Genomic DNA, 24084 nt, shown 5'->3' on the forward strand with positions numbered 1-24084 from the left:
GGTCATACGCACCCTCAAGAGGTTCGAAATGCCACTCACATTCAATGCCGGTTCCACCGGTTTCGACTGGAAAGCCGCCCTGTCCGCCCTGCTGGAAGCGCACGCCGCCAAGTCCGATAAGACGGTCGAGCAGAAGGCTCCCGTCCCCGCCAAAGAGCCCAAGCTTAAAACCACCACCACCGAGCCGGCCATCCGCATCGACATTTCCGAAGCGGCGAAAACGGCCAGCGCACCCGCTGCCACTGAGACGGCTGTCGCAGCCGTTGCAGAGCCCGCCGCACCGGCAACCCCCGCCGCCGCGTCGCCGGTCGTCGAGAAGGCCGCCGAGGCTGCAACTCAGGTGGCAGCGCCTATCGCGGATGCCGCGGAAGAGACTGCCAGCGAAGCCGTCGCCGTGACCGAGCAGGTCGTGGCGAAGGTCGCAAGCCTCGCGGGCCTCAAGGGTGCGACGGCCGCCGAAGATATCGGTTTTGCCGCCGCGACCGAGCCCGCAGAACCGGAAGTTTCGGACATCGCGGCCGCGCGCGCAGCCGCGATCCGGCTGCAGGAGCTGGACCGCATGCAGGGCCTCGTCTCCTCGATCGGCTCGGCCCCCGAAAGCGACGCGGCTATCGCGCCGATCAACCCGCAGAGCGCCGCGCGCGCCGGCGCGGCCTATGGCGCCAGCGCCGCATCGACGGCTTCGGCCGGCGAGCGCACCGACATCGCCGCCTGACGAAAACCGGGCCGGGGCTTCTCACCCCGACCCGGTTCCCGATAGCCCGCCGGTCAGGCCCGACCGGCGGGTTTCCTCATTCGGCCGCGAACTGATTCATCGTGTTCGCATGCCCCCCGGCCTTGAGCGCCCGGTCGCCGCCGACCATGACCTTGAAGCTGTCGCCCAGATCCGAGCCGACCTCGTGCTGGTGCTTGACCGCCGAGATGCCGCGCCGGATCTCCTCGCGCTGCACGGTGGCGACATAGGCTAGCATCCGGTCCTCGCCGAAATAGCCGCGCGACAGCTCGTCCACCGACTTGGCGGTCAGGTGGAAGGTGGGCAGGGTGATCAGGTTGTGGAACACGCCCGCCTTGGTCGAGATGTCGTATTGGAACCGCTTGAGCCGCGCATCGGCCTCGCGCCCCAGATCGGTGTCGTCGTAATCGGCCTTCATGAGCTGGGTGCCGTCCGGGTAGTCGGTCTCGGCGATCTTGCCCTCACCGATCCAGTCCTCGCGCACCTGCTTGCGCAGGTTCAGGGTCCAGTTGAACGAGGGCGAGTTGTTGTAGACCAGCTTGGCCTTCGGCGCCTTCTCGCGGATTTCGGCGACCATGCCCGCGATCTCGGCGACGTTGGGGGTGTCGGTCTCGATCCAGATCAGGTCGGCGCCGCCGTCGTTGAGCGAGGCCACGCAATCCTCGATGACCCGCGCGCGCCCGGTGCCTTCCTTGAAGCGCACGAGACCATTGGGCAGCCGCGCCGGTTTCGCCCAACCGCCATCGCGCCACATCGCAATCTCGCCCTCGGTCGGCTCGCCCTCGAAGCTCTCTGTCTCGACCCATTTGAGGTATTCGGCCGCGTGATCGCCGGGGGCCTGGCTCACGGGAAGCTTCTGGGTCAGCCCCGCGCCAAGGCTGTCGGTACGCGCGACGATCACGCCCTCGGTGACGCCCAGCTCCTCGAAGGCCATGCGGCAGGCGCGCAGCTTCTCGATGAAATCCTCGCGCGGGACGGTGACCTTGCCGTCCTGATGGCCGCATTGCTTGGCGTCGGAGACCTGGTTCTCGATCTGCAGGCAGCAGGCGCCGGCCTTGATCAGCTCCTTGGCGAGCAGGTAGGTCGCGTGCTCGTTGCCGAAGCCCGCATCGATATCGGCGACGATCGGCACGACGTGGCTTTCGAAGCTGTCGATCGCGGTGACGGCGTCGCGCTCGGCCTGCGCATCGCCGCTCTCGCGGGCTTTGTCGAGGGCGCGGAACAGGTCGTTGAGCTCGACCTCGTCGGCTTGGCGCAGCGAGACGTAGATCTCCTCGATCAGGTCGGCCACGGCGGTCTTTTCATGCATCGACTGGTCGGGCAGATGGCCCCAACGGTTGCGCAGCCCCGCGACCATCCAGCCCGAGAGATAGACATAGGCGCCCTTGGTAGTGCCGCGCAGCCGCTTGACCGCGCGGATCATCTGCTGCGCGTGAAAACCGGACCAGCAGCCAAGGCTTTGCGTGAAATGCTCGGGGTCGGCGTCATAGGCGGCCATGTCGGCGCGCATCACCTTCGCCATGTCGCGGGCGATGTCGAGATGGGTGTTGTAGGTGTTCTGCATTTGCAGCTGCAGAATGTCATCGATGCCGATGCCGCCGGGCGCGGCGCCTTCGGGGAAGCGCGAGGCGAGAGCGGCGCGGCGCTCGGCATAGGTGGTTCGGCTCTGCGGAGTCAGGTCGGTCATTCCGTTTGGTCCTTGTCGATGAATTGGGGGGAAGGGGCGGGGGGCCTGAGGCCCCTGCGCCGGGGATCAGTCGAGCGTGTCGAGCAGCGGCGCCGCGAGGCGAGCGACGTGGTCGGGTTGCGGGCTGGCACAGGCGGCCTCCTGCACGATCCGGGCGGCCGAGGCGTAGCGGCCGCGATGGAAGCTGTGCGGTCCGAGCCACTCGACCAGCGCCACGATCTCCTCGTGGATCAACTCGGCCAGCCAGTCGGCGGTCATGCGGCGCGACTCGCCCGCCTCCATCTCGACGCTGGCGCCATGGGCCAGCCACTGGCCCAGCCGGGCCCGGGCGAGATCGGCCGAGGCGAGGCCATGCAGGCTGTCCTCGATCCTCACCGGGCCGCGCCCGGCGATCCATGCGGCGAGCGCCGCGATGGCGACATGGATCGTGCCACGCAGCCCGGCCTCGGTGACGGGACCGGCATGGGGCTTCAGCAGCATCTCGGGGCTGATCCGGAAATACTGGCGCGGGCGGCCGATCTGGTGTGGCCCCGGCAACGCCCGGGCGATCGCCTCGCGCGCCGCGTCGATCCGGTCCGGCGCGTCGAGCCTGAGCCCGTCGCAGCCCTCGTCGAGCGGGCGGCGCAGCTGCGCTGGATCGCTACCCTCCGGCGCCTCGGCGATGGCATGGGTGCCCCGGCGATGCGCCACCTTGACCATGCGCGCGGCGCAGGTGCCAAGGAAGGCGGCTTCGGGGTCGAGCTTGGCCGGCAGCAGCGCGTCGCCATGAGCCCGCATCAGCCGTAGATAGGAGGCGGTGAGCGGCGCGCGGCGCATCGTCAGGCCGAGCGCGCGGCTCTTCAGCTCCCACAGGATCTCGTCCATTTCGAAACCGGCATTGACGGTCTCGAGCGACACCTCGACGCGGATCGTGCCCGGCGCCAGCCCGGTGCGCTCCTCGGCGATGGCGATGATTTCGGACCAGAGCCGCGCCTCGCGGTGGCTGTCGATCGCGCCGATCTGCAGATAGGGCCCCATGTCGCGGGCCGAGAGGCTGGCCCCGAAATGGGTGAAGATCAGCGCCAGATCGAACAGCCCGGCCGACACCGGATGCCCGCCGATGAGCAGCGCCGCCTCATCGCGATCGAGCGGACGCGGACGGAACAGCATCGGCGTGAGGTCGTCCGGCGTCTCGGTCAGCGCCGCGAAGCCCGCGATCAGATTGGCGAAGCCGGGCGCGGTGGCCTCGTCGAGATCGACGAGCAGCGCCGAGGCCCCGGCGGCGCGGGCGACGGCGAGCCCGCCCGCCTCGGCTGCGGTGGCGAGGCAGAGCCTGCGGTCCCGCAGCGCCTCGGGGGCCGGGTCGCAGGCCCAGACACCCTTGCGGATGCCGGTGGTCTCCTCGAGGTAATCGGGCAAGCGGCCTTCATCGGCGCGCTCCTGCCGGCGGTCGCGGGCGACCGAGAGCGCCTGCATCTTGGGATTGAAACGGGTCTGCAATTCGGCGGCAAGCGCCAGCGCGTCATCGGTCAGGACGCGGCCGGCACCCGGCACGTCACGCAGCAGGACCGGCTTGGGCGCTGCGGGGGCGGGGACGAGATCGAGTGGCATTTGCATGACCTTCCTGTTGCCGGCACCGAAGGGAGGATCGGCGCCTTTCTGTCTGTAAGGTTAGTGTGGTCATCGCGCAGGTGCAGCATAATTTTGTTGCTAACGGGTAACGATGTAATTTATGTAAGCCGTATGATTGAAACATTGTTAGTCATGAAATGAGCGATCGTAGCCAGAAACTCCTGATCGGCCCCCGGCTCAAGGCGCTGCGCGTCTCGCTGGGACTGACCCAATCGCAGATGGCGGGCCGGCTCGGCGTGTCGTCGAGCTACGTCACCCTGATGGAGGGCAACCAGCGCCCCGCCTCGGCCAAGCTGCTGATGCGGCTGGCCGAAGCCTTCGACATCAATGTGAGCGAACTTGCACCCGAGACCGACGCGCAGCTCGCCGCCGATCTCGGCGCGGCGCTGAAGGACCCGGTGCTCGAGGCCGAGGTGGGCCGGGTCGAGATCGAGCAGGCGCTCTCCGCCGCGCCGAACGTCGCCGCGGCGCTGGTGCGGCTGCATGACCGCTACCGGCAGCTGGTGCTGTCGCGCCAGACCGACACCAACCCGCTGGCGGATCGCGACAAGGTCGAGGTACTGGAGGAGGGCAGCCGCGCGGTGCAGGCGGTGCGGGCCTGGCTGTTCGAGCGGCGCAACCATGTCGACAGCCTCGACCGCGCCGCGGAGGCCATGGCCGAGGAGATGAAGCTGCACCGCAGCGAGCCGCACACCGCCTTGACCGAGCGGCTGCGCGCGCATGGCGTGCGGGTCCGCATCCTGCCTTCCGACATCATGGCGGGACGGCTGCGCCAGCACGTGGCGCATCGCGGCGAGCTGCGCCTGTCGGAGCTTCTGGGCCAGCCCAGCCGGCGGTTCCAGATAGCAGTGCTGCTGGCGCGTCTAGAGCGTGGCCAAGAGATCGCCGACGAGATCGCGGGTTCAGGGCTGACCGACCCCTCGGCCTTGGCGCTAGCGCGGGTCAGCCTCGCCAACTACTTCGCCGCGGCGCTCCTGATGCCCTATGGCCGCTTTCTCTCGGCCTGCGAGAGTGCGGGCTACGATGTCGAGCTGCTGTCGCACCGCTTCGGCACCAGTTACGAGCAGGTCGCGCACCGGCTGACGACGCTGCAGCGCGAGGGCGCGCGCGGCATCCCGTTCTTTTTCGTGCGCGTCGATCAGGCGGGCAACATCTCCAAGCGTTTCAGCGCCGGGCGCTTTCCCTTCTCCTCCTTCGGCGGCACTTGCCCCTTGTGGAACATCCACGCTGCCTTCGAGGCGCCCGACCGGGTGCAGACGCAGGTCATCTCGATGCCCGACGGCGCGCGCTATTTCTCGATCGCGCGCAGCGTCACCCGGCATGGCGGCACGCTGGGCCAGCCCGCGACCCGGCTGGCCATCGGTCTGGGCTGCGACGTCGCCTATGCGCCGCGCCTCGCCCATGCGCAGGGGCTCGATCTCGACCGGATCACGCCTACAGGCATCGGCATCAACTGCTATCTCTGCGAGCGGCCGAACTGCGCCAGCCGCGCCCATGCGCCGGTCAATCGCCGTCTCGAGATCGACGAGAACGAGCGCGGCCTCGCGATCTACCGTTTCGAGGGCGAGCGCTGATCCCCTTCATCTTTCTCCAAATACGCCGGGGGAGGCCCGCAAGGGCCGGGGGCGGAGCCCCCTCCCTTGCGTCAACCTGACCACGCCGCTAACGTCCGCTCGAATCCGTTGGGGTGCCCCGCTGGGGGCTGAGAGGCGCGAGCCGACCCATCGAACCTGATCCGGTTAGCACCGGCGGAGGGAACGGAGACGCGACCCGAGGCATGTCACGCCCGTGGTCCGTCCTGCGTCCCCCGCCCGGGGGAGAGCGAGACGATGCGCATCAAGACGGCCCTGACCATCGCGGGCTCGGATAGCGGTGGCGGCGCGGGCATCCAGGCCGATCTCAAGAGCTTTGCCGCCTTCGGCGTCTATGGCGCGTCGGCGATCACCGCGATCACCGCGCAGAACACCCGCGGCGTGTCCGGGGTGATGCCGGTCCCGCCCGAGATGGTCGCGGCGCAGATCACCGCCGTGCGCGACGACATCCCGCCCGACGCGATCAAGATCGGCATGCTTGGCCATGCCGGGATCATCGCGGCGGTGGCCGAGGCGCTCGAGGGATATGCCGGTCCTGTGGTGCTCGACCCGGTGATGATCGCGAAGTCGGGTGACGCGCTGCTCGACGACGCGGCGGTCGAAGCGCTGATCGCGCGACTGCTGCCCCGTGCCGCGATCCTGACGCCGAACCTCCCCGAGGCGGCCCGGCTGCTCGGCACCCCCGTGGCGACCCGGCCGGAGGAGATCGTGGCGCAGGGACGCGCGCTGCTCGAACTCGGGCCCGAGGCGGTGCTGATGAAAGGTGGCCATGCCATTGGCCCCTGCTGCACCGACCGGCTGGTGACCCGGACCGGTCTGCACGAGGTCTCGGGCCCACGCATCGACACTCGCAACACCCATGGCACCGGATGCTCGCTTTCCGCCGCGCTGGCGGCGCTGCTGGCGCTCGGTCGCGCGCCCGAGGCGGCGCTGGAGCGGGCACAGCACTGGCTCTCGGGCGCGATCCGCGCCGCCGACCGGCTGGGCATCGGGTCGGGCCACGGCCCGGTGGACCATTTCCATGAGGGCCGGCGATGACGCAGGACATCATCGGCGGCGGGGTGATGGGCCTTGCCATGGCGGCCGAACTCACGGCGCGCGGCCGGCAGGTCAGGGTCATCGACCGGCAGCACGGAGCCGGCCCGCACCATTGTTCATGGTGGGCTGGCGGCATGCTCGCGCCCGATTGCGAGGGCGAGACGGCGGAGGAACCGGTGGTGCGGCTCGGCCGCGAGGCCGCCGATTGGTGGCAGGCGCAGGGTGCGCAGGTGATGCGGCGCGGCACGCTGGTGGTGGCGCTGGGGCGCGACCGGGCCGAGCTGGATCGTTTCGCGCGCCGGGTGCCGGGCCGGTTGCTCGATGCCAATGCGGTCGCGGCGCTGGAGCCGGATCTCGCCGGGCGCTTCGGGCGCGGTCTGCACGTTGAAACCGAGGCGCATCTCGACCCGCGCGCGACCCTGTCCGGGCTGCGGGAGAGACTCGTCGAGCGTGGCGTCACCTTCGAAACCGGAGAGGGCCGCGTGATGGGGCCGGCGATCGACTGCCGCGGGCTGGCCGCGCGCGACGTGCTGGCGGATCTACGCGGCGTGCGCGGCGAGATGCTGGTGCTGCGGGCGCCGGAGCTTGCGCTGACGCGGCCCATCCGGTTGCTGCACCCGCGCTATCCGCTTTACGTGGTGCCGCGCGGCGGCGGTATCTACATGCTCGGCGCCACGCAGATCGAGAGCGCGGGGCGCGGCCCCGCCACGGTGCGCGCCGCGCTCGAACTGCTCAGCGCCGCCTACGCGTTGCACCCCGCCTTCGCCGAGGCCGAGATTCTTGAGATCGGCGCCGATGCGCGCCCCGCCTTTCCCGACAACCTGCCGCGCATCCGGCGGCGTGGCGGGATCATCCATGTCAACGGTCTGTTCCGCCACGGCTTTCTCCTTGCGCCCAGCATGGCGCGGATGGCGGCGGACTGGATCTGCGACGGCATCAAACCGGAGGTTTGCGATGAAGATCATGGTTAACGGCACGCCGCGGGAGGTGACGGCCACGACCCTGGCCGAGGCGCTGGCCGCGCTCGGGCGCGATGGCGAAACGGTGGCGACGGCACTGAACGAGGAGTTCGTTCCGGTCGGCGCCCGCGCCGCCACGCCGATCGCGCCCGGCGACCGGATCGAGATCGTCGCGCCGCGGCAGGGAGGCTGAGATGGTCAGCTTCTACGGCACGCCGGTCGCCTCGCGGCTGATGCTCGGCACGGCGCAATACCCGTCACCGAAGGTGCTGTCGGAGGCGTTCCGCCGGTCCGGCGCGGGCATCGCCACCGTGTCGGTGCGGCGCGAGGCGGCGGCGGGCGAGGGCGCGGATTTCTGGGCGCTGGTGCGCAAGCTGGGGGTGCGGCTCCTGCCCAACACCGCCGGTTGCCATTCCGCGCGGGAGGCGGTGACCACCGCACGCATGGCGCGCGAACTGTTCAGCACCGACTGGATCAAGCTGGAGGTGATCGGCCATGCCGACACGCTGCAGCCCGACCCATGGGGCCTGGTCGAGGCGGCGGCGATCCTGTGCGCCGAGGGCTTCAAGGTGTTCCCCTACACCACCGAAGACTTGGTGCTGGCGGAGAGGCTGCTCGACGCCGGCTGCGAGGTGCTGATGCCTTGGGGCGCGCCGATCGGTACCGGGCTGGGGCTTGCGAACCGCTACGGGCTGCGCGCCCTGCGGGCGCAGTTCCCCGACGTGCCGCTGGTGGTCGATGCGGGCCTCGGTCGTCCGAGCCAAGCGGCCGAAGCGATGGAGATGGGCTATGACGCGGTGCTTCTGAACACCGCCGTCGCGAAGGCCGACGACCCTGCTGCGATGGCCGAGGGCTTTGCGCGCGCAGTCGAGGCCGGTCGGCTGGGATTTGAGGCGGGCGCGATGGAGCCGCGCGACATGGCCGCGCCCTCGACACCGCTGATCGGCAAGGCGTTCCTCGCATGAGCCTCGACCGGTTCTACCCGATCTTCGACGACGTCTCGTGGCTGGAGCGGATGCTGCCCCTGGGCGTGAAGCTGGTGCAACTGCGGCTGAAGGATCGCGCCGACACCGAGATCCGCGCGCAGCTGGCGCGCGGCCGCGACCTCTGCGCGGTGCATGGCGCGACGCTGGTGGTCAATGACCACTGGCGCGCGGCGATCGATCTGGGCTGCGACTGGCTGCATCTGGGGCAGGAGGATCTCGACCATGCCGACCTGCCCGCGATCCGCCGCGCCGGGCTGCGGCTCGGGATCAGCACCCATGACCGGGCCGAGCTGGAGCGGGCGCTGTCGCTCGACCCCGATTACGTGGCGCTCGGGCCGGTCTGGCCGACGATCCTAAAGAAGATGAAATGGGAGCGGCAGGGAGTGGAGCGGCTCACCGAGTGGAAGCGGCTCGTGGGCGACATCCCCCTCGTCGCGATCGGCGGGCTCTCGGTCGCGCGGGCGGCCGAGGCCTTCGCCGCCGGGGCCGACATCGTTTCGGTGGTGACCGACATCACGCTGAACCCCGACCCGGAGGGCCGGGTGCGCAACTGGATCGGGGCCGTGCGATGAACCGCTACGCGCGACAGGTCGCGGTGCCCGGCTTCGGAGGCGCGGCGCAGGCCCGGCTGCGCGAGTCGCATGCGCTGGTGATCGGCGCGGGCGGGCTGGCGGCGCCGGTGCTGCAATATCTGGTCGGGGCGGGTATCGGCCATGTCCGACTGGTCGATCCGGACCGGGTCGAGGCGAGCAACCTGCACCGGCAGACCCTGTTTCGCATGGTCGATATCGACCGGCCCAAGGTGGTGGTCGCGGCCCGGCGCATGTCCGCGCTCAACCCCGAGACGGTGGTGGAGCCGCTAGTCGGGCGCTTTGACCCCGGCAATGTCGTGGCCTTGTGCGAAGGCGTCGATCTGGTGATCGACTGCGCCGACAGCTTTGCCGCGAGCTACGTCGCCTCGGATCACTGCCTCGCCACGGGGCTGCCGCTGATCAGCGCCTCGGTCACCGGCCTGTCAGGCTATGCTGGCGGGTTCTGCGGCGGCGCGCCGAGCCTGCGGGCGGTGTTCCCCGACCTTCCGGCGCGGATGGGCTCCTGCGCCGAGGAGGGGGTGCTGGGGCCGGTAGTGGGCGTCGTCGGCGCGCTGCAGGCGCAGATGGCTGTGGCGCAACTCTCGGGCATGGCGCCGTCGCCGCTGGGGCGGCTCGCGAGCTTCGACGCCGCGACATGGCGCTTCGGCGGCTTCGGCTTTTCGGCCGCCGCCGAGCCCGCGCGTGCGCCGCGCTTCATCGCCCCGGGGGACATCGCCGCCGATGATTTCGTCGTGGATCTGCGCGCCCCCGAGGAGGGCCCGCCGCCCTGCGGCCACGCGCGCCGCCACGCGGTGACCGCGTTCGGCCCCGATGGCCCGCGCCCGCCCGGCGGCGCGCGCGCCGTGATGTGCTGCCGGACCGGGCTGCGGGCGTGGCAGGCAGCCGAGCGGCTCGGCGCGACATGGGATGGCGAGATCCGGCTGGTGGCGCTCGGCTGAGCGCTGCCGTGGCGGCAGAGCTTGCAAGCCGCGCGGGCGGGCATAGAGTCGTGGCCTGCCCGTGCCCTTGAAAGGAGCCTCCATGAGCCGCTTTCTGCAAGACATCGAGACCCGCCTTTCGGAGATCCGCGAGGAGGGGCTGTGGAAGACCGAGCGCGAGATCACCTCGCCGCAGGGCGGGCGCGTCGATCTGAACGGCCGCGAAGTCATCAACCTGTGCGCCAACAATTATCTTGGCCTCGCCGATCATCCCGACCTGATCCACGCCGCCAAGGAGTCGCTCGACGGGCACGGCTATGGCATGGCCTCGGTGCGCTTCATCTGCGGCACGCAGGATCTGCACCGCAAGCTGGAGAAGCGCCTCGCCTCCTATCTCGGCCATGACGACACGATCCTCTTCGCCGCCTGCTTTGACGCCAATGGCGCGCTGTTCGAGCCGCTCCTGGGTCCCGAGGACGCGGTGATCTCCGACGCGCTGAACCATGCCTCGATCATCGACGGCATTCGCCTCTGCAAGGCCAAGCGCTACCGCTTCGCCAATTCCGACATGGAGGACCTCGAGGCCAAGCTTCGGGAGGCCCGCGAAGCCGGGGCGCGCCACGTGATGATCGCCACCGACGGCGTGTTCTCTATGGACGGCTATCTCGCGAAGCTCGACGAGATCCGGGCGCTTGCGGACCGCTACGACGCGCTGCTGATGGTCGATGACTGCCACGCCACCGGCTTCATGGGGCCCAAGGGTGCCGGTACGCCCGCGCATTTCGGGGTGAAGGCGGACCTGCTGACCGGGACGCTGGGCAAGGCGCTCGGCGGCGCGATCGGCGGTTATATCGCCGGGCCGCAGCCGGTGATCGACCTGCTGCGCCAGAGGGCGAGGCCCTATCTGTTTTCCAACGCGCTGCCGCCGATGGTCTGCGCCGCGGGGCTCGAGGCGCTGCACCTGATCGAGCAGAGCGACGATCTGCGCGCGAAGCTGTTCGAGAACGCCGCATACTGGCGCAAGGGTCTGACCGATCTGGGCTTCGAGATCCTGCCGGGCGAGCATCCGATCATCCCGGTCATGCTGCACGACGCCAAGCTCGCGCAGAAGATGGCCGCGCGCCTCGACGAGCTGGGCGTCTATGTCTCGGCCTTCTTCTTCCCGGTCGTGCCCAAGGGCAAGGCCCGGATCCGCACCCAGATGAACGCCGCGCTCACCCGCGAGGATCTCGACGCGGCGCTCGCGGCCTTCGCGCAGGCGGGCCGCGAGCTGGGCGTGATCGGATGAGCCGCCCCAACGGCATGACCGCGCTGGTCAAGGCGAAGGCCGAGCCGGGGCTGTGGCGCCAGACCGTGCCGGTGCCCGAGATCGGTCCCGACGACGTGCTGATCCGGATCAACAAGACCGGCATCTGCGGCACCGACGTGCATATCTGGAACTGGGACGAGTGGGCGCAGCATACCGTGCCGGTACCGCTGGTGACCGGGCACGAATTCGCGGGCGAGATCGTCGAGCTGGGCCGAAACGTCACCGATCTGGAGATTGGCCAGCGCTGCTCGGGCGAGGGGCACCTGATCGGCAAGCATTCGCGCCAGAGCCGGTCCGGCAAGTTCCACCTCGACCCCGAAACCCGCGGCATCGGCGTCAACGAGCAGGGCGCCTTCGCCGAGTACCTGCGGCTGCCGGCCTTCAACGTGGTGCCGCTTCCCGATGCCATCGACGACGAGATCGGCGCGATCCTCGATCCCTTGGGCAACGCCGTGCACACCGCGCTCTCCTTCGATCTGGTGGGCGAGGACGTGCTGATCACCGGCGCCGGGCCGATCGGCATCATGGCGGCGGCGGTGGCGCGGCATGTCGGCGCGCGCCACGTGGTGATCACCGACATCAACCCCGAGCGCCTCGCGCTGGCCGCGCAGGTGGCCGATGTGGTGCCGGTCAACGTGGCCGAGGAGGATCTGGCCGAGGTCGTCCCGCGACTCGGGATGAAGCAGGGATTCGACATCGGGCTCGAGATGTCGGGCAACCAGCGCGCGCTCGATCAGATGGTCGAGCGTCTGGTGATGGGCGGACGCATCGCCATGCTCGGCATCCCGCCGGGCAAGAGCCCGGTCGACTGGTCGCGCATCGTGTTCAAGGCGATCACCATCAAGGGCGTCTATGGCCGCGAGATCTTCGAGACCTGGTACAAGATGATCGCGATGCTGGAAAACGGGCTCGACGTGCGCGGCGTCATCACCCACCGGATGGGGATCGATGACTACGTCGCGGGCTTCGACGCGATGCGCTCGGGCTCATCGGGCAAGGTGGTGCTGGACTGGACCGGCGGGCGCTGATCGGCGCATGCAGTGGCTGCATGGCGGGGTTACGGCGAAGCGGGGTGGTGCTCGGCCGTTAACGCTACCAATTAGGGGTCAACGAGGCGGCGATGGGCGCCGCATCGATCAGGCCCGAGACAAGGGCCACACGGACCCGAAGATCAAGGATACTGACATGAGCTACGCCACCGTCGACCAGCGCACCACCTTCAACACCGAAACCAACGGCCTCACCGCGATCACCGCCCGCGTCAAGGCCGCCATCGAGCGCAACCGCGTCTACCGCCAGACCCAGCGCGAGCTGAGCCTGCTGACCGACCGCGACCTCGCCGATCTCGGCATTGCCCGCGGCATGATCAACCAGATTGCCCGCGACGCGGCCCGCGCCACCTGATCGCGACCCATCCATCCGCCCCCCTGACAGTGGGCAGATCGAAACGGCGGTCCCCTCGCGGGGGCCGCCGTTTCGCGTTTGCGCCCCGATGAGACCCTGTTCGTGATAGGCTGGGCCATGTTCCGCGCCCGCCGCGGGACCACCTTGTGGGAGGATTTATGATGAAGCGGCTTTTATCGATCATGGGTCTCGCGGCCCTAGTGACCGCATCCGGCGCGATGGCCGAGACGGTGATGGTCAAGGGCACCGGCATGGGCAGTTCGGACAGCATGCAGATGCCGGTCAGCGACGGCCTCGTGGTAGTGCACAACCGGACCAGCTATGACGGCTTCGAGACGGAGGATCCCGAGAGCCCCTTCGCCAGCCTGTCCGGCTCCTGCTTCGGCGCCACGCTGGTCGAAGCCGGCGCGGTGAGCGGCAGCGGCAATTGCCACTACACCGATGCGGATGGTGATCAGGCCGTCATGGCGTGGACCGCCACGGGGATGAGCGAGGATGGGCGCGTCTCGGGCGACTGGAGCGTCGTGGGCGGCACCGGCAAATGGGCCGAGGCCAGCGGCGGCGGCACCTTCGACGCTGGCGGCGAAGGCGCGGATTACACAAACATGGTCACGGGCGAAGTCGAGATGCCCTGACCCGGCGTGGGGCGTTCCGCATCAGTTGATGGCGCGTGTTGTGGACATCACGGCGGGACGCTCCATATATGGTATGAGGGGGCGTTGGTCTCCGCAGCATCTCCCCCTCTTCCTCCGCACTGCGGTATTGGAGGTCTGGATGTTCAAACGGCTCGTGACCACCGCGCTCCTGTTCGGCATGGCAGCCACCGCGCCGCCCGCGGCGGCAATGGGCTGTGCCCCGCGCGATCACATCGTGGAGCGGCTCAAGGATCGCTATTCCGAGACGCTCACCGCCGCCGGTCTCGAAACCACGAGCGAGACGCGGCAGCGGATGCTCGAGATCTGGTCGAACCCCGAAAACGGCAGCTACACCGTGCTTCTGACCGACCCAACGGGGGTCAGCTGCATCGTCGGCTACGGCTCCGAGTTCCACACCATCGCGGCGCCGCCCGAGGGCGAGCTGGGCTGAGCGCCGATCCCTTTCGGGATCAGCCGGTCGGCATGATGAACATCTCGCGCAGATCGGCGGTCTCGGACTGCTCGAGCGCGAAGACCACCGCCCGGGCGATGTCCTCGGGGCGGATCTTGCCGGGCTTGGGCTCGGAGAAGAACGGCGTGTCGACCATGCCGGGCGCGATCACCGTGCAGCGGCCGCCCCATTCGCGCATCTCCTCGCTCATGTTGCCCGCATAGCCATGCACGAACCACTTGGTCGCGCCGTAGATCGAACCCGCGATATGCCGCTTGCCCGCCGCCGAGCCGGTCAGCACCAGATGTCCCTTGCGCCGCTTCAGCTCGGGCAGCGCCACCCGTGCGGTATAGAGCAGCGCCATGATGTTGAGATCGATCATCCGGCGCCATTCCTCGGGATCTCCCGCCTCGGTGCCGGGCGTGTCGAGGCCGGTACCCGCATTGGCGAAGGCGGCGTCGAGCCCGCCCTTCGCGGCGACCAGCTTGGCCACTGCCGCCTCCTGCGCGCCCAGATCGGTGGCGTCGCCCGGAAGCGCGAGCGCGCGGTCGCCCAACTCCTCGGCCAAGGCCGCGAGCTTGTCCTCGCTGCGCGCCATCAGCCCGACATGCCAGCCCGCCGCCACGGCGGCGCGGGCGGTGGCGGCCCCGATGCCGGAGGACGCACCGGTAATGAAAAGGATGCGATCGGCCATGTGGTTCTCCCCTGTTGCGTAGGCAGCAAAGGGTGTGGCCGGAGCGGCGCGAGGCAAGCGCCATTCTGCGTGGGGTGCGGGGATCCGGATACCGAAGCGTTTCGCCTGCGGTTGCACAGGCGCTCCTGCCGCACCAGCCGCCATGCGGCGCTCTTCAGCTTCGAGCGGAACGGGACCAGCGCGCGGCATTGTCCATCCGCGCCCCCAGGTCGCCTTGGGGCGAGCAGGGGCTTCAGACCCTCAGATTGGGTGAGAGCTGCGACGTGCCTCGATCAGCTCGCCTGGGCCCAGTCCAGCAGCAGCGCGAGATCGTCGTCAAGATCGGGGGCGCTGAGATAGAGCTGCGTTACCTGTGCCTCGGCGGCGGCGGCGAAGCGCGCGCGGCGCGGCTGCGGCAGGCAACGGAGCAGATCGGCCGAAACCGCATCGCCGCGGTGGTGGGCATGGCTCAGTAGATCGGCGACGGCGCGGAGCAGGTCGGCATCGCGGCATTCGGAGATGTCCGAATCATCCAGCGCGCCGATCAGCGCCCTGCGACGCGCGATCCCCGCTTCGCCCACGGTCTGCATCTGCACAATTTCATACCATTCGGCGAGATCGCGGTGGCGAAAATAGACGAGCGATGTTTGCGGCTGGATCATGGTCTGCTCGTGTCCTCGTTTGGATCCGCCGGAAGGGGAGGCACATGCTCCGGGACTAACGTCCTTGGCTCGCAGCATCGCCCGACGGATCGCCTTATAATACCTACCATATTTAGCTGTTCCTGCTACGTGCGAAACCTAACCGGTGTGATAGGTGCCGCCCCATTCGGTAGAGCAGGTCGCCTCTTTCGAGCCGTCTTTGTTCCTCCTAGGGGAGATTGCAATTGGGAAACACACGTAAAACGTGTATTTGGTTGTGTTAGGATCGTAACTTGCTACTTCGTTCGGCCTAGCCTTTGCTAGAACTCAACCGGAGAGTGTATGTCCGGTAGCGTACCGATTTTACCCTTTCGGAGGGCTTTTTTGCCAATGACGATGCTGTTGCACAGCTATGCCCCGCACGACTTCTTCGAACTTGCCCAGCTGGCCCCGGCGGGGTTCTCGGCGGTGCTCCGGGTCAGCCGCGGCCGGGCCACCCATGTCGAGAACTGCCTGCGCCCGGAATGGCGCGATACCTACGAGCGCAAATCCTATTTCCTGCGCGATCCGGCGATCGGCTGGGCCCTGGGTCATGACGGGGTGGTGCACTGGGCCGATCTGGTGAGCCGCGACCATAGCGGCGTCATCGCGGATGCCCGGGCGCATGGTCTCGTACATGGCATGACCGTGGCGACCGGAAACGCCGAGACGCGCTCGTTCTGCGGGCTGGCCCGGCACGACCGCCCCTTCACGGATGCCGAGGGGCAGCGCGCGCTCGAGGTGATCATGCGGTTGCATGACGGCCCCCCGGGTACGGTCAGCCTCACCGATGCGCAGCGCGAGGCGTTGCGGCTCATGGCCGAGGGCGAGCGTCACACGCGGGCGGCGGCGATCATCGGGATCAGCGAGAGCGCCTTGAAGGCGCGGCTGAAATCGGCCCGGCTGTCGCTGGGCGCGCGCACCACCGCCGAGGCGGTGCATGCGGCGCAGATGCGCGGGCTTATCTGAACGGGCCGGATGTCGCCCGGGAATCAAGCGGCGCCCGCGAACGGGTCGCGAGCGCCGGTATCAGGTCGGGCCTTGATCTCAGTGGCGCAGCGCGGCCGAGGTCAGGAGGCCCAGCGGCGAGGTCCGGGGCATGATCGGTTCGGCGGGGCGCGGCGTGAAGGGCGCCTCGAAACGGGCGATGCGGCGGATGTCGCGGATCTCCCGGCTCGAAATCCCGAGATGCGCGAGATCCTCGTCCGAGAGCAGCGCAAGGTCGCAGACCGTCTGCCTCCGGGCGAACCAGCCGCGCAGCGCGGTGCGCAGGCGCGCGACGAAACCGGCGGGCGCGGCAGTGAGAACGGGGGTGGCGGTGACGGTGGCGGACACGGGCGTGATCCTTTGCGAAATCAGGTGGCTGGAGCCGGGCACATAGTCCCGTGCGATCGCCCTGTCACGGGATTCGCCCTGCCGATTGAACAGGGCTGTCATGCAGCCCGCTCATGCCCTCTCGGCCCCGGTGTGGACGCCCCTCAGAAGGTGTTCAGCGCCGCGCCCACGAAGATCTCCCGCGCATCGAAGCCATAGCCCATCCGCAGCCGCCAGTCCGACCGCCCGAGCCGCTTGCTCGCCACCAGGCTCTGTTCGGCATAGCCGGTGTCGTCGCCGGTCAACACCAGCGCCAAGCCGAGGCCGCTCGACTGGTGGGTGGCCTCGAGCATCGAGAAATAGGACCAGTCGATGCTGTTGATCTCGCCGATCGCGAAGACGCCGCCCCAGCCGGTGGAGGTGTAGCTTTCGGCCACCAGCTTGGCGCCGATCGAGGCACCGTCGTCGAAGCGCAGCGTTGGGCCGAGGCGCAGCGTCACCGGGCGGCCCCAAGGCGTCACCTGCCGCGATCCGGTAAGCGAGAAGGCTACCGCGCCCCCATCGGTATAGCGCGACCAGAGAGCCCCGGCCGAGACGCCGCTCCGCTCGAAGCTCACCACTGCGGTGCTGTCCTTGGGGCCAAGGTCGAACTGCAGGTATTCGCCGTCGGCGTGGGCCGCGAAGGGAGCCAGGCCACAGCCGAGCAGCAAAGAGAGGGCGGTGCGGCGGAGGGTGCGAAGCATGGGGTTTCCTTGGGTCTGGGGGAGTGGCGGTCTGCGGAAGGGTCTAATCCCGGCTGCTGAAGCTCAGCCGCCGCGCGATGTCGCCGATGAGCCGGCCGATCCTGACATCGACCACGCCCGGCGCGGCGCCCTCGGTGTAGAACCGGCGCAGCAGCGCGGTGTGCACCTCGTCCTCGGGCCACAGATGCAGCCTTGCGCCGTCGGGCGTGGCGGCGATCACCGTGGCACGCATGTCGCCGACCCCGGGGATGCGCAGCACGCCGCGCGTGCCGGGCGTGTATACGGTACCGCGGATTCGCGCCGTGTCGCGGGTGAGCGAGGCGAGCCAGAGCCGCTGCGGACGCTCGCCCGCCGCGAAGATCACCCGCTCGGGCCGGTCCGCGACATGGCGCTCGTGGCGCGGCAGCTCGATGCAGGCGATCACCGTCAGCGCCAGCACGAAGATGTTGTAGATGGTCCAGAACAGCACCACCCGCATGCCATCGCCGGCCTCGGCCCGGTTCAGCCCGTCGAAGGCGCTGCCGAGCATCAGCCCGACCAGAGTCAACACAAGCAGCACGAGGAACGGCATCATCAGCCGCCATTGCACCACGATGCGGCTGCGGTCGCCGCCCTTGGCGGTGACCTTGAACTTGTGCCCCTTGGGGCGCAGCAGCCCATGCAGCGCGGCGCGGGTGATCGGGATCGCGCCGACGATCTGGCTCACGTCGTGCAGCACCGGCACGACCGTCCCGCGCGACAGGATGTTCAGCACCCCGAGCGACCAGACGTAGTAGACCCCGAAATAGGACAGGACCTCGGCCACCTCCGCATCGACGACGATCACGCCGAAATACCAGTAGAGCAGCGGAAAGCTGAGCCCGGCGATGCGGAACGGAAAGCTGCCGATCCAGTAGAGCATGGTGTCGATCACGCTCCAGCGGTCGCGCAGCCGCAGCCCGTTGCGCGAAAAGGGCCCGAGCCGGCCGCGCGCGATCTGCATCAGCCCGAGACACCAGCGGGCGCGCTGGGTGATGTATTCGCCCACCCCCTCCGGCGCGAGCCCCTCGGTCAGCGGCTCGTTCAGATAGACGGTGCGGATGCCGCGCTCCTGCAGCGTCAGGCTGAGCAGGTAGTCCTCGGTGATGCTGTCGGTCGGAAAGCCGCCGATCTCGCGCAGCGCGCTCCAGCGCATCACCGAGGAGGTGCCGCAGCAGATCGCGATGCCCCAAGCGTCGCGCGAGGATTGCACGTGATCGAAGAAGAAGCGCTGCTCGTCAGGATAGGAACGCGCGAGGCCGAGATTGTGCTGGATCGGGTCGGCGTTGAAGAAGTGCTGCGGCGTCTGCACCAGCCCGACCGTAGGGTCGTGGAACAGCGCCACGGCGCGGCGCAGGAAGTTGCGATGCGGTACGAAATCGGCGTCGAGGATCGCCACGAAGTCCGGCGGCCGGTCTTCCTTGGCGAGCAGGTCGAGCGCGTGGTTGATGTTGCCGGCCTTGGCATGGGCATTGTCGGGGCGGGTGACGTGCCGCACCCCATGCGCGGCGCAGAACGCCCGGAGCCAGTCGCGCTTGCCATCGTCGAGCACCATCACCTCGGCATCGGGCCAGTCGACCGAAAGCGCGCCGACGATCGAGCGTTCGAGGATCTCGCGATCCTCGTTGTAGGTGGCGATCATCAGCGCCACCTTGGGCGCGCGGCGGCCCCACCACGTGGCATTGGCGGTGGCCTCGCGGTGCCGGTCGAGGCGCCGCGACAGCATCACGGCGGCGTTGACCGAGCCGAGCATGGCGATGACCTCGAGCAGGTAGAGCGTAAGGCTGGCCGCGAAATCGAGGTCGAGGCCGACCGGGGCCAGCGTCGCCGCGCCGCGCCACCAGATATAGCGCAGCGCCAGCGCGATCATGGCCCCGAGCATCAGCGACCGATGCCATGTGCGCCGCGGATCGACCCAGAAGGGCAGCAGCAGCACCATCCCGTAGCTCAACAGCATCAGCGCCAGGCTCGACTGCGCCTCGCTCAGCCAGGCATGCGGCGCCATCACAGCAGGCCGCGCAGCCAGTCGAGCGGCCGGTTCTCGAAGAACAGCCGGCCGGTACGCCCGACCGGGCAGGCGCCGCCGTCGAGATCGCGCAGCCCCGGCACGCTGACGGCCACGTCGTAGCGCTCCAGATGCTCGCGCCCGGCCGCCACCGCGAGCGTGTCGTAGAGTGAGGCCGCGCCCGCCCCCGCGAGCCGTTCGACCGTGCCCTCGAACACCTCGCCCGATCCCGAGAGCCGGAACTGCGCGCCATCGCCCGGCCGCAGCGCGTTGAACACGCTCTCGCTAACCGAGCCGGTGACGATCAGGCTCTCGCAGTTCAGCAGCCGCAGCACCGGCTCGCCGCGCTGCAGGTTCTCGCCGTCATGCGCCAGCACCTCCCACAGGCGGCCCTCGAAGCCCGCGGCGAGGGGGGCCTCGCCGAGTCGATTGACGCTGACCCGCTCTTCGGTGATGCGCGAGGCGAGCGCGCGTACCTGCCGGACCTGCGCGCGATAGGCCGCCTCAAAGCCGTCGTTCCGGGCCCGAAGCTCGGCCAGCCGCTGGCTCGCGAAGGGGCTGTCATTGACCCCGTCGACGAGGAACACGCCGTCGCGCGCCGCCGAAAGCGCCGATTGCAGCACGCCCACCTCCTCGCGCGCATGTTCGAGCGCGATGGCGAGACCGGTGGGCAGGTCGGGCAGGAGGATCTCGGGCGCGGCGTCGGTGGTGGCCTCTGACCCTGTGCCCGTGCCCTGCGGCTCCTGCGGCAGCTCGGGCTCCAGCGCGGCGACGCGCGCCGCACCGTCATTCGCCTGGCGTTCGAGCAGGGCAAGGCGGGCGCGCGCATGGGCGAGGCGGATCTCGACCTCGCGGGTCTTGCCGCGGCCGAAGCGGGCGGCGCGCACCGAGAGCGTCTCGATCGCCTGCGCCGTCTCGTCGATCACCTCGCGCAGCCGGTCGCGCTCGGCCTGCGCGTATTGCCATTCCAGCACCAGATCGTTCAGCCGGATCTGGTCGACATGCGGGTCGTTCACAGAGGCCAGCTCCTCGCCGGGCCGGATCGTCGCGCCGAGGGCGAGATCGGGCATAGTGACGGTGCCGGCGATCGGGCTGCGCAGCGTCGCCAGCCGGGCGTTGACCATGGCGTTGGCGCTGGTGCCGCCGAGCTGTTCCCCAAGGATCACCCAGATCGAGACGAGGATTAGGATCAAGCCCAAGACGAGGCGGGTGAGGCGCATGGGGGGCATCCTTGTCGATGGCGACCCGGCCGGATCGGCGGTGATCCGGGCCAGTCGCGTTGCCGATATTTCGGAGGGGTCTTTCGAAGCCGGAGGCAGAGGACAATCGCGACGGTGCGTCGCCGCGCCGATCCGCGGCGCGGCGTCACCCATCGGCGACGATCAGGCCCTCTGAATCCGGACGATGGCGCTGGCGAGGGTTTCCGCCTCGCGGCTGCTGTGCTGCTCGGCCGGATAGGTATCGCGGCCCTCGGCGATGGCCTGCGCCTCGCGCGAGAGCACCCGCAGCGGCCGCAGGAAATAGCGGCTGAACAATGCCGTGCCCAAAAGCAGCGCCGTGCCGAAGCCCAGAAGCAGCCACAGGATATCGGCCGAGAGCACGAAGCTGCCGAGGCCGAAACCGGCGATCCGGGTCGGCACCCGCGCCACCAGCCGCCAGTCGAGCGAGGCCATCTCGCCGGTCACCACCTTGGGCAGCAGCGCCAGGAAGGCGTCGTGATCCGCGTCCTGGGCGACCCGGAAGGTGCCCTGCTGGCCCGAGGCCACGACCTGCCGCGCCCGGGGCGACAGCGGCTGGTCGAATTCCTCGGTATGTTCGAATAGCACCCGCCCGCGCCCGTCGACCATGAACAGGTCGAGATCGAGGACTTCGGCGCTTTCGACGAGGTAGTTCTGGACCCAGGCCACGTTGAGCCGGTAGATCAGCACGCCCTCGGCGCGCCCCTCATCGTCGTGGATGGCGACGGAGAGGTCGAGATATTGCACTGGTCCCTCGGTCTCGGCCGGGACCAGCCGCGCCAGCCGATCATCGGTTTCCGCCGCGCCGATGAAGTTGCCCCCCAGCCCGCGCCGGAACCACAGCGATCCGGACACGTCCTGCCCCTCGAGAAGCGGCCGCGACGAGGCGACCAGCTTTCCGCTCGCATCCGCGATACCGGCCCAGGCGATCGAATCCGAGATGCGCGAGATCGCGGTCAGTCGCGGCCGCGCCGCGTCGATCGACTGCATCCGCAGCGTTCCCGCCACGGCCTTGACCGAGTTCCATTCCCGGCCGAGCGCCTTGGCGAAGTTCATTCGCAGCGCCTCGCCCCGCAGATATACGGATTCGGACTGCACCCCGCTTTCCACGGATTCGAGGCGGCGCTCAGCGAGCAGCGCCATGGCCGCGAATCCGACGAGGGCAAAGAAGGTGACGAAGGCGAAGAGGGCGGTGGACAGGCTGGGCAGTCGGAAGCCGGGGTTGCGATGCATTCTGCAAAGACCTCATGGGGGTGGGTTACCCTCTGCATCTAGGCACGCAGTGTGGCGGGTTGCGGACAACGGCATGGCGATGCCGTGACCGGGCCGCAAGAGGGCCCCATTCCGGGGCGGCTCGCGATCCGGTTCCTGTGCGGAGGTCAGGATTGTGCGCGAAACCGGACCGTCGGGGGTGGCCGAAATCCGGCCGTTGCCGCCCGGCTGCCATAATGGTCGGGGAAGGCCGCCTCAGGTTGTGGGACTAGTCGATGCCGGGCGCATCCGGTACCGCCTGCACCAGCAGCTCGGCCATGCGTTGCGCCGCCCGGGGCAGCGCCGCCCCGGCCCGGGTCATCAGCCCGTAGGGCAGCACCGAGATGCCAAGCTCGATCGGCAGGATCGCGCAGGCCCCGCCCGCGAAACGCGACGCCACCGCCCGCGCCAGCGGCGCCACGGCGTTGCTGCGCTGCACCAGAGCCAACGTCAGGAGAAACGAGGAGGTGGTGACGCCGACCCGCGGCGCGGGCAGACCGAGCCGCTCCAGCCGGTGCTGTACCGTGTCGTGAAGGATCGATCCGCGCGCCGGCAGGATCCAGTCGTAGTCGAGGAGGTCGGCGGGTGCGAGTTCCGGCATCGACAGCAGCCGGTGGCCGGGCCGTACCACCAGCGCGACCGGCTCGTCGCTGAGCGGCGTGACGTCGAACAGCGCGGCCGAGCGGTCGTCGGGCAGCCGGGCGAGGGCGAGGTCGAGCCTGCCATCGAGCAGCGCCTCGGCCAACTCACCGGAATTGCCCACCTCGACCTGGATCCGCAGCTTCGGCATCGACAGGCGCGCGTTGCGCAGCGCCGGCAGCACCCGGTCCATCGCAGGGCCGGTGACGGCGCCGATGCGCACTTCGCCCGAGAGGCCGGCGGCGATCTCGGACAGCTCGCGCTCGGCGTCGTTGAGCTCGCCGATCACCCGCCCCGCGCGCCGGGCCAGTGCGACGCCCTCGGCTGTCAGCTGGATCCCGCGCCCGTCGCGCCGCCGCAGCGGGCAACCGGCGATGCGTTCGGCCTCCGACAGCAGCCGCGACGCGGCAGGCTGGGCGATGCCGAGCGCCTCTGCGGCCATTCCAAGCTGACAGCCCCGCTCCAGTAGCGCCAGAAGCTGCAGGTGCCCGAGCTTCAGCCCGCGCCGCAGCAGCCGGTCCGCCGATTCATCACGGTTTTGATATGCTCCCATTAGAAAGCATTATTTGTTCGATATCACTCCAATTGGCAAGTTAGCCCCCGAACCGGGAGGGGCTGGCATGCTGCTGTCGCAGGTAAGGACGGATGAGGGGGTTGTGGTAGTGGCCCGCGAGGGCAGCGAGGCGGCGATCGTGCAAGGCGCGGCCTCGACCTACGCGCTGGCTTGGGAGGCGATCGAGACCGGGCGCGGCATCGCCGAGGTGATTGCCGTGCGGGGACTGGGTCCGGCGGTCGATCTTGCCGGGCTTGTCGCCGAGGGCCGGCTCATGCTGCCGATCCAGCACCCCGATCCGAGCCATATGCATCTTACCGGCACCGGACTCACGCATCTGGGCTCGGCGACGACGCGCGACGCCATGCATGCCGAGGCCGACCCCGAGACCATGACCGACAGCATGAAGATGTTCCGCATGGGGCTCGAGGGTGGCAAGCCCGCGGGGGGCGGCATCGGCGCGCAGCCGGAATGGTTTTACAAGGGGACCGGCCATTCCGCCGTGGCGCCGGGCGCTCCGTTGGTCTCGCCCGGCTTCGCAGACGATGGCGGCGAGGAGCCCGAGATCGCCGGCATCTACCTGATCGGCCCGGACGGCCAGCCGGCGCGGCTTGGCTGGGCGCTGGCCAACGAGTTTTCGGACCACGTGACCGAGCGCGTCAATTACCTGTGGCTGGCGCATTCGAAGCTGCGCCCGGCGAGCTTCGGCCCCGAGATCCTCGTCGGCGAACTGCCGCGCGACATCGCCGGCAGCAGCCGGATCCGCCGCGACGGCACGGTGATCTGGGAAAAGCCCTTCGTCTCGGGCGAGGCGAACATGTCGCACAGCTTCGCCAACCTCGAACACCACCACTTCAAGTACGACATCTACCGGCAGCCCGGCGATCTGCACGTCCATATGTTCGGCTCCGCGACGCTGAGCTTCGGCGACGGCATCCGCGCGCAGGTAGGCGACGTGTTCGAGATCGAGGCCGCGCCCTTCGGCCTGCCGCTCATCAACCCGCTCGCGCAGGCCCCCGATACGGGCATGGCGCGCGTTACCCCGCTCTGAAAGG

General features: G+C 69.2%; 25 protein-coding genes and 1 riboswitch. Of the genes, 15 read left to right on the forward strand and 10 right to left on the reverse strand.

Annotation, left to right across the window (positions count from 1 at the left end):
• Positions 1-28: 28 nt before the first annotated feature.
• Positions 29-715 (forward strand): hypothetical protein, encoded by a 687-nt coding sequence (locus LOS8367_RS16085; RefSeq protein ID WP_085897561.1) that lies wholly within the window; start codon positions 29-31, stop codon positions 713-715.
• A 76-nt stretch (positions 716-791) separates the two neighbouring features.
• Here LOS8367_RS16085 and LOS8367_RS16090 read toward each other — a convergent pair whose 3' ends face one another.
• Both LOS8367_RS16090 and LOS8367_RS16095 read right to left on the reverse strand, forming a co-directional pair.
• On the reverse strand, positions 792-2420 hold the full coding sequence (locus LOS8367_RS16090; protein WP_085897562.1) for an isocitrate lyase: 1629 nt from the start codon (positions 2418-2420) through the stop codon (positions 792-794).
• A gap of 66 nt (positions 2421-2486) precedes the next feature.
• Positions 2487-4010, reverse strand: coding sequence for an aldolase/citrate lyase/malate synthase family protein (locus tag LOS8367_RS16095; protein WP_165761501.1), 1524 nt, complete (start codon positions 4008-4010; stop codon positions 2487-2489).
• 158 nt (positions 4011-4168) lie between these two features.
• Between LOS8367_RS16095 and LOS8367_RS16100 the strand changes: the two genes are divergently transcribed.
• From LOS8367_RS16100 to LOS8367_RS16155, 12 genes are all read left to right on the forward strand, one after another.
• The gene (locus LOS8367_RS16100; RefSeq protein WP_085897564.1) at positions 4169-5605 is read left to right on the forward strand and encodes a helix-turn-helix domain-containing protein; all 1437 of its coding nucleotides are present in this window, start codon (positions 4169-4171) and stop codon (positions 5603-5605) included.
• A 99-nt stretch (positions 5606-5704) separates the two neighbouring features.
• A riboswitch (TPP riboswitch) is annotated at positions 5705-5805 on the forward strand.
• Positions 5806-5860: 55 nt separating this feature from the next.
• A complete protein-coding gene (gene thiD / locus LOS8367_RS16105) occupies positions 5861-6661 on the forward strand; it encodes a bifunctional hydroxymethylpyrimidine kinase/phosphomethylpyrimidine kinase (RefSeq protein ID WP_085897565.1) in 801 nt (266 codons plus the stop codon).
• A complete protein-coding gene (locus LOS8367_RS16110; protein WP_085897566.1) occupies positions 6658-7632 on the forward strand; it encodes an FAD-dependent oxidoreductase in 975 nt (324 codons plus the stop codon). The genes thiD and LOS8367_RS16110 overlap by 4 nt, the downstream gene beginning before the upstream one ends.
• Complete coding sequence (thiS, locus tag LOS8367_RS16115; protein WP_085897567.1) at positions 7616-7813, forward strand: sulfur carrier protein ThiS; 198 nt, start codon at positions 7616-7618, stop codon at positions 7811-7813. Before LOS8367_RS16110 ends, thiS begins: the two co-directional genes overlap by 17 nt.
• A 1-nt stretch (position 7814) precedes the next feature.
• Positions 7815-8585, forward strand: coding sequence for a thiazole synthase (locus tag LOS8367_RS16120; RefSeq protein WP_085897568.1), 771 nt, complete (start codon positions 7815-7817; stop codon positions 8583-8585).
• On the forward strand, positions 8582-9178 hold the full coding sequence (locus LOS8367_RS16125) for a thiamine phosphate synthase (RefSeq protein ID WP_085897569.1): 597 nt from the start codon (positions 8582-8584) through the stop codon (positions 9176-9178). Before LOS8367_RS16120 ends, LOS8367_RS16125 begins: the two co-directional genes overlap by 4 nt.
• Complete coding sequence (locus tag LOS8367_RS16130; RefSeq protein WP_085897570.1) at positions 9175-10137, forward strand: HesA/MoeB/ThiF family protein; 963 nt, start codon at positions 9175-9177, stop codon at positions 10135-10137. Before LOS8367_RS16125 ends, LOS8367_RS16130 begins: the two co-directional genes overlap by 4 nt.
• Before the next feature lie 82 nt (positions 10138-10219).
• Entirely contained in the window at positions 10220-11404 is a 1185-nt protein-coding gene (locus LOS8367_RS16135; protein ID WP_085897571.1) for a glycine C-acetyltransferase, read from the forward strand.
• Complete coding sequence (gene tdh, locus LOS8367_RS16140) at positions 11401-12453, forward strand: L-threonine 3-dehydrogenase (protein ID WP_085897572.1); 1053 nt, start codon at positions 11401-11403, stop codon at positions 12451-12453. The genes LOS8367_RS16135 and tdh overlap by 4 nt, the downstream gene beginning before the upstream one ends.
• Before the next feature lie 157 nt (positions 12454-12610).
• The gene (locus tag LOS8367_RS16145; RefSeq protein ID WP_085897573.1) at positions 12611-12829 is read left to right on the forward strand and encodes a DUF1127 domain-containing protein; all 219 of its coding nucleotides are present in this window, start codon (positions 12611-12613) and stop codon (positions 12827-12829) included.
• Between the two features lie 161 nt (positions 12830-12990).
• On the forward strand, positions 12991-13464 hold the full coding sequence (locus tag LOS8367_RS16150) for a hypothetical protein (RefSeq protein ID WP_085897574.1): 474 nt from the start codon (positions 12991-12993) through the stop codon (positions 13462-13464).
• Between the two features lie 139 nt (positions 13465-13603).
• Positions 13604-13915: a hypothetical protein gene (locus LOS8367_RS16155; protein WP_085897612.1), complete on the forward strand. Its 312-nt coding sequence runs from the start codon at positions 13604-13606 to the stop codon at positions 13913-13915.
• A 19-nt stretch (positions 13916-13934) separates the two neighbouring features.
• Here the strand turns inward: LOS8367_RS16155 and LOS8367_RS16160 are convergent, their stop codons facing one another.
• A complete protein-coding gene (locus LOS8367_RS16160) occupies positions 13935-14609 on the reverse strand; it encodes an SDR family oxidoreductase (protein ID WP_085897575.1) in 675 nt (224 codons plus the stop codon).
• A gap of 272 nt (positions 14610-14881) precedes the next feature.
• Positions 14882-15328, reverse strand: coding sequence for a hypothetical protein (locus tag LOS8367_RS16165; RefSeq protein WP_133056352.1), 447 nt, complete (start codon positions 15326-15328; stop codon positions 14882-14884).
• 297 nt (positions 15329-15625) lie between these two features.
• Between LOS8367_RS16165 and LOS8367_RS16170 the strand changes: the two genes are divergently transcribed.
• Positions 15626-16237 (forward strand): autoinducer binding domain-containing protein, encoded by a 612-nt coding sequence (locus LOS8367_RS16170; protein ID WP_165761502.1) that lies wholly within the window; start codon positions 15626-15628, stop codon positions 16235-16237.
• A 78-nt stretch (positions 16238-16315) separates the two neighbouring features.
• On the opposite strand, the gene LOS8367_RS16175 is transcribed toward LOS8367_RS16170, so the two are convergent.
• The 6 genes from LOS8367_RS16175 to LOS8367_RS16200 all read right to left on the reverse strand — a co-directional run bounded on the left by LOS8367_RS16175 (position 16316) and on the right by LOS8367_RS16200 (position 23029).
• Entirely contained in the window at positions 16316-16705 is a 390-nt protein-coding gene (locus LOS8367_RS16175) for a DUF1127 domain-containing protein (RefSeq protein ID WP_085897578.1), read from the reverse strand.
• A gap of 41 nt (positions 16706-16746) precedes the next feature.
• Complete coding sequence (locus LOS8367_RS16180; protein ID WP_085897579.1) at positions 16747-17325, reverse strand: hypothetical protein; 579 nt, start codon at positions 17323-17325, stop codon at positions 16747-16749.
• Between the two features lie 43 nt (positions 17326-17368).
• Positions 17369-19348: a glycosyltransferase family 2 protein gene (locus tag LOS8367_RS16185; protein WP_085897580.1), complete on the reverse strand. Its 1980-nt coding sequence runs from the start codon at positions 19346-19348 to the stop codon at positions 17369-17371.
• Positions 19348-20568 (reverse strand): HlyD family secretion protein, encoded by a 1221-nt coding sequence (locus LOS8367_RS16190; protein ID WP_085897581.1) that lies wholly within the window; start codon positions 20566-20568, stop codon positions 19348-19350. Before LOS8367_RS16190 ends, LOS8367_RS16185 begins: the two co-directional genes overlap by 1 nt.
• A 162-nt stretch (positions 20569-20730) precedes the next feature.
• On the reverse strand, positions 20731-21819 hold the full coding sequence (locus LOS8367_RS16195; RefSeq protein WP_085897582.1) for a HAMP domain-containing protein: 1089 nt from the start codon (positions 21817-21819) through the stop codon (positions 20731-20733).
• A gap of 247 nt (positions 21820-22066) precedes the next feature.
• A complete protein-coding gene (locus LOS8367_RS16200) occupies positions 22067-23029 on the reverse strand; it encodes a LysR family transcriptional regulator (protein WP_085897583.1) in 963 nt (320 codons plus the stop codon).
• Positions 23030-23096: 67 nt separating this feature from the next.
• On the opposite strand from LOS8367_RS16200, the gene araD1 reads away from it, so the two are divergent.
• Positions 23097-24080: an AraD1 family protein gene (araD1, locus tag LOS8367_RS16205; protein ID WP_085897584.1), complete on the forward strand. Its 984-nt coding sequence runs from the start codon at positions 23097-23099 to the stop codon at positions 24078-24080.
• Positions 24081-24084 lie beyond the last annotated feature (4 nt).

This window comes from Limimaricola soesokkakensis (assembly GCF_900172345.1).
GTDB lineage: Bacteria > Pseudomonadota > Alphaproteobacteria > Rhodobacterales > Rhodobacteraceae > Limimaricola > Limimaricola soesokkakensis.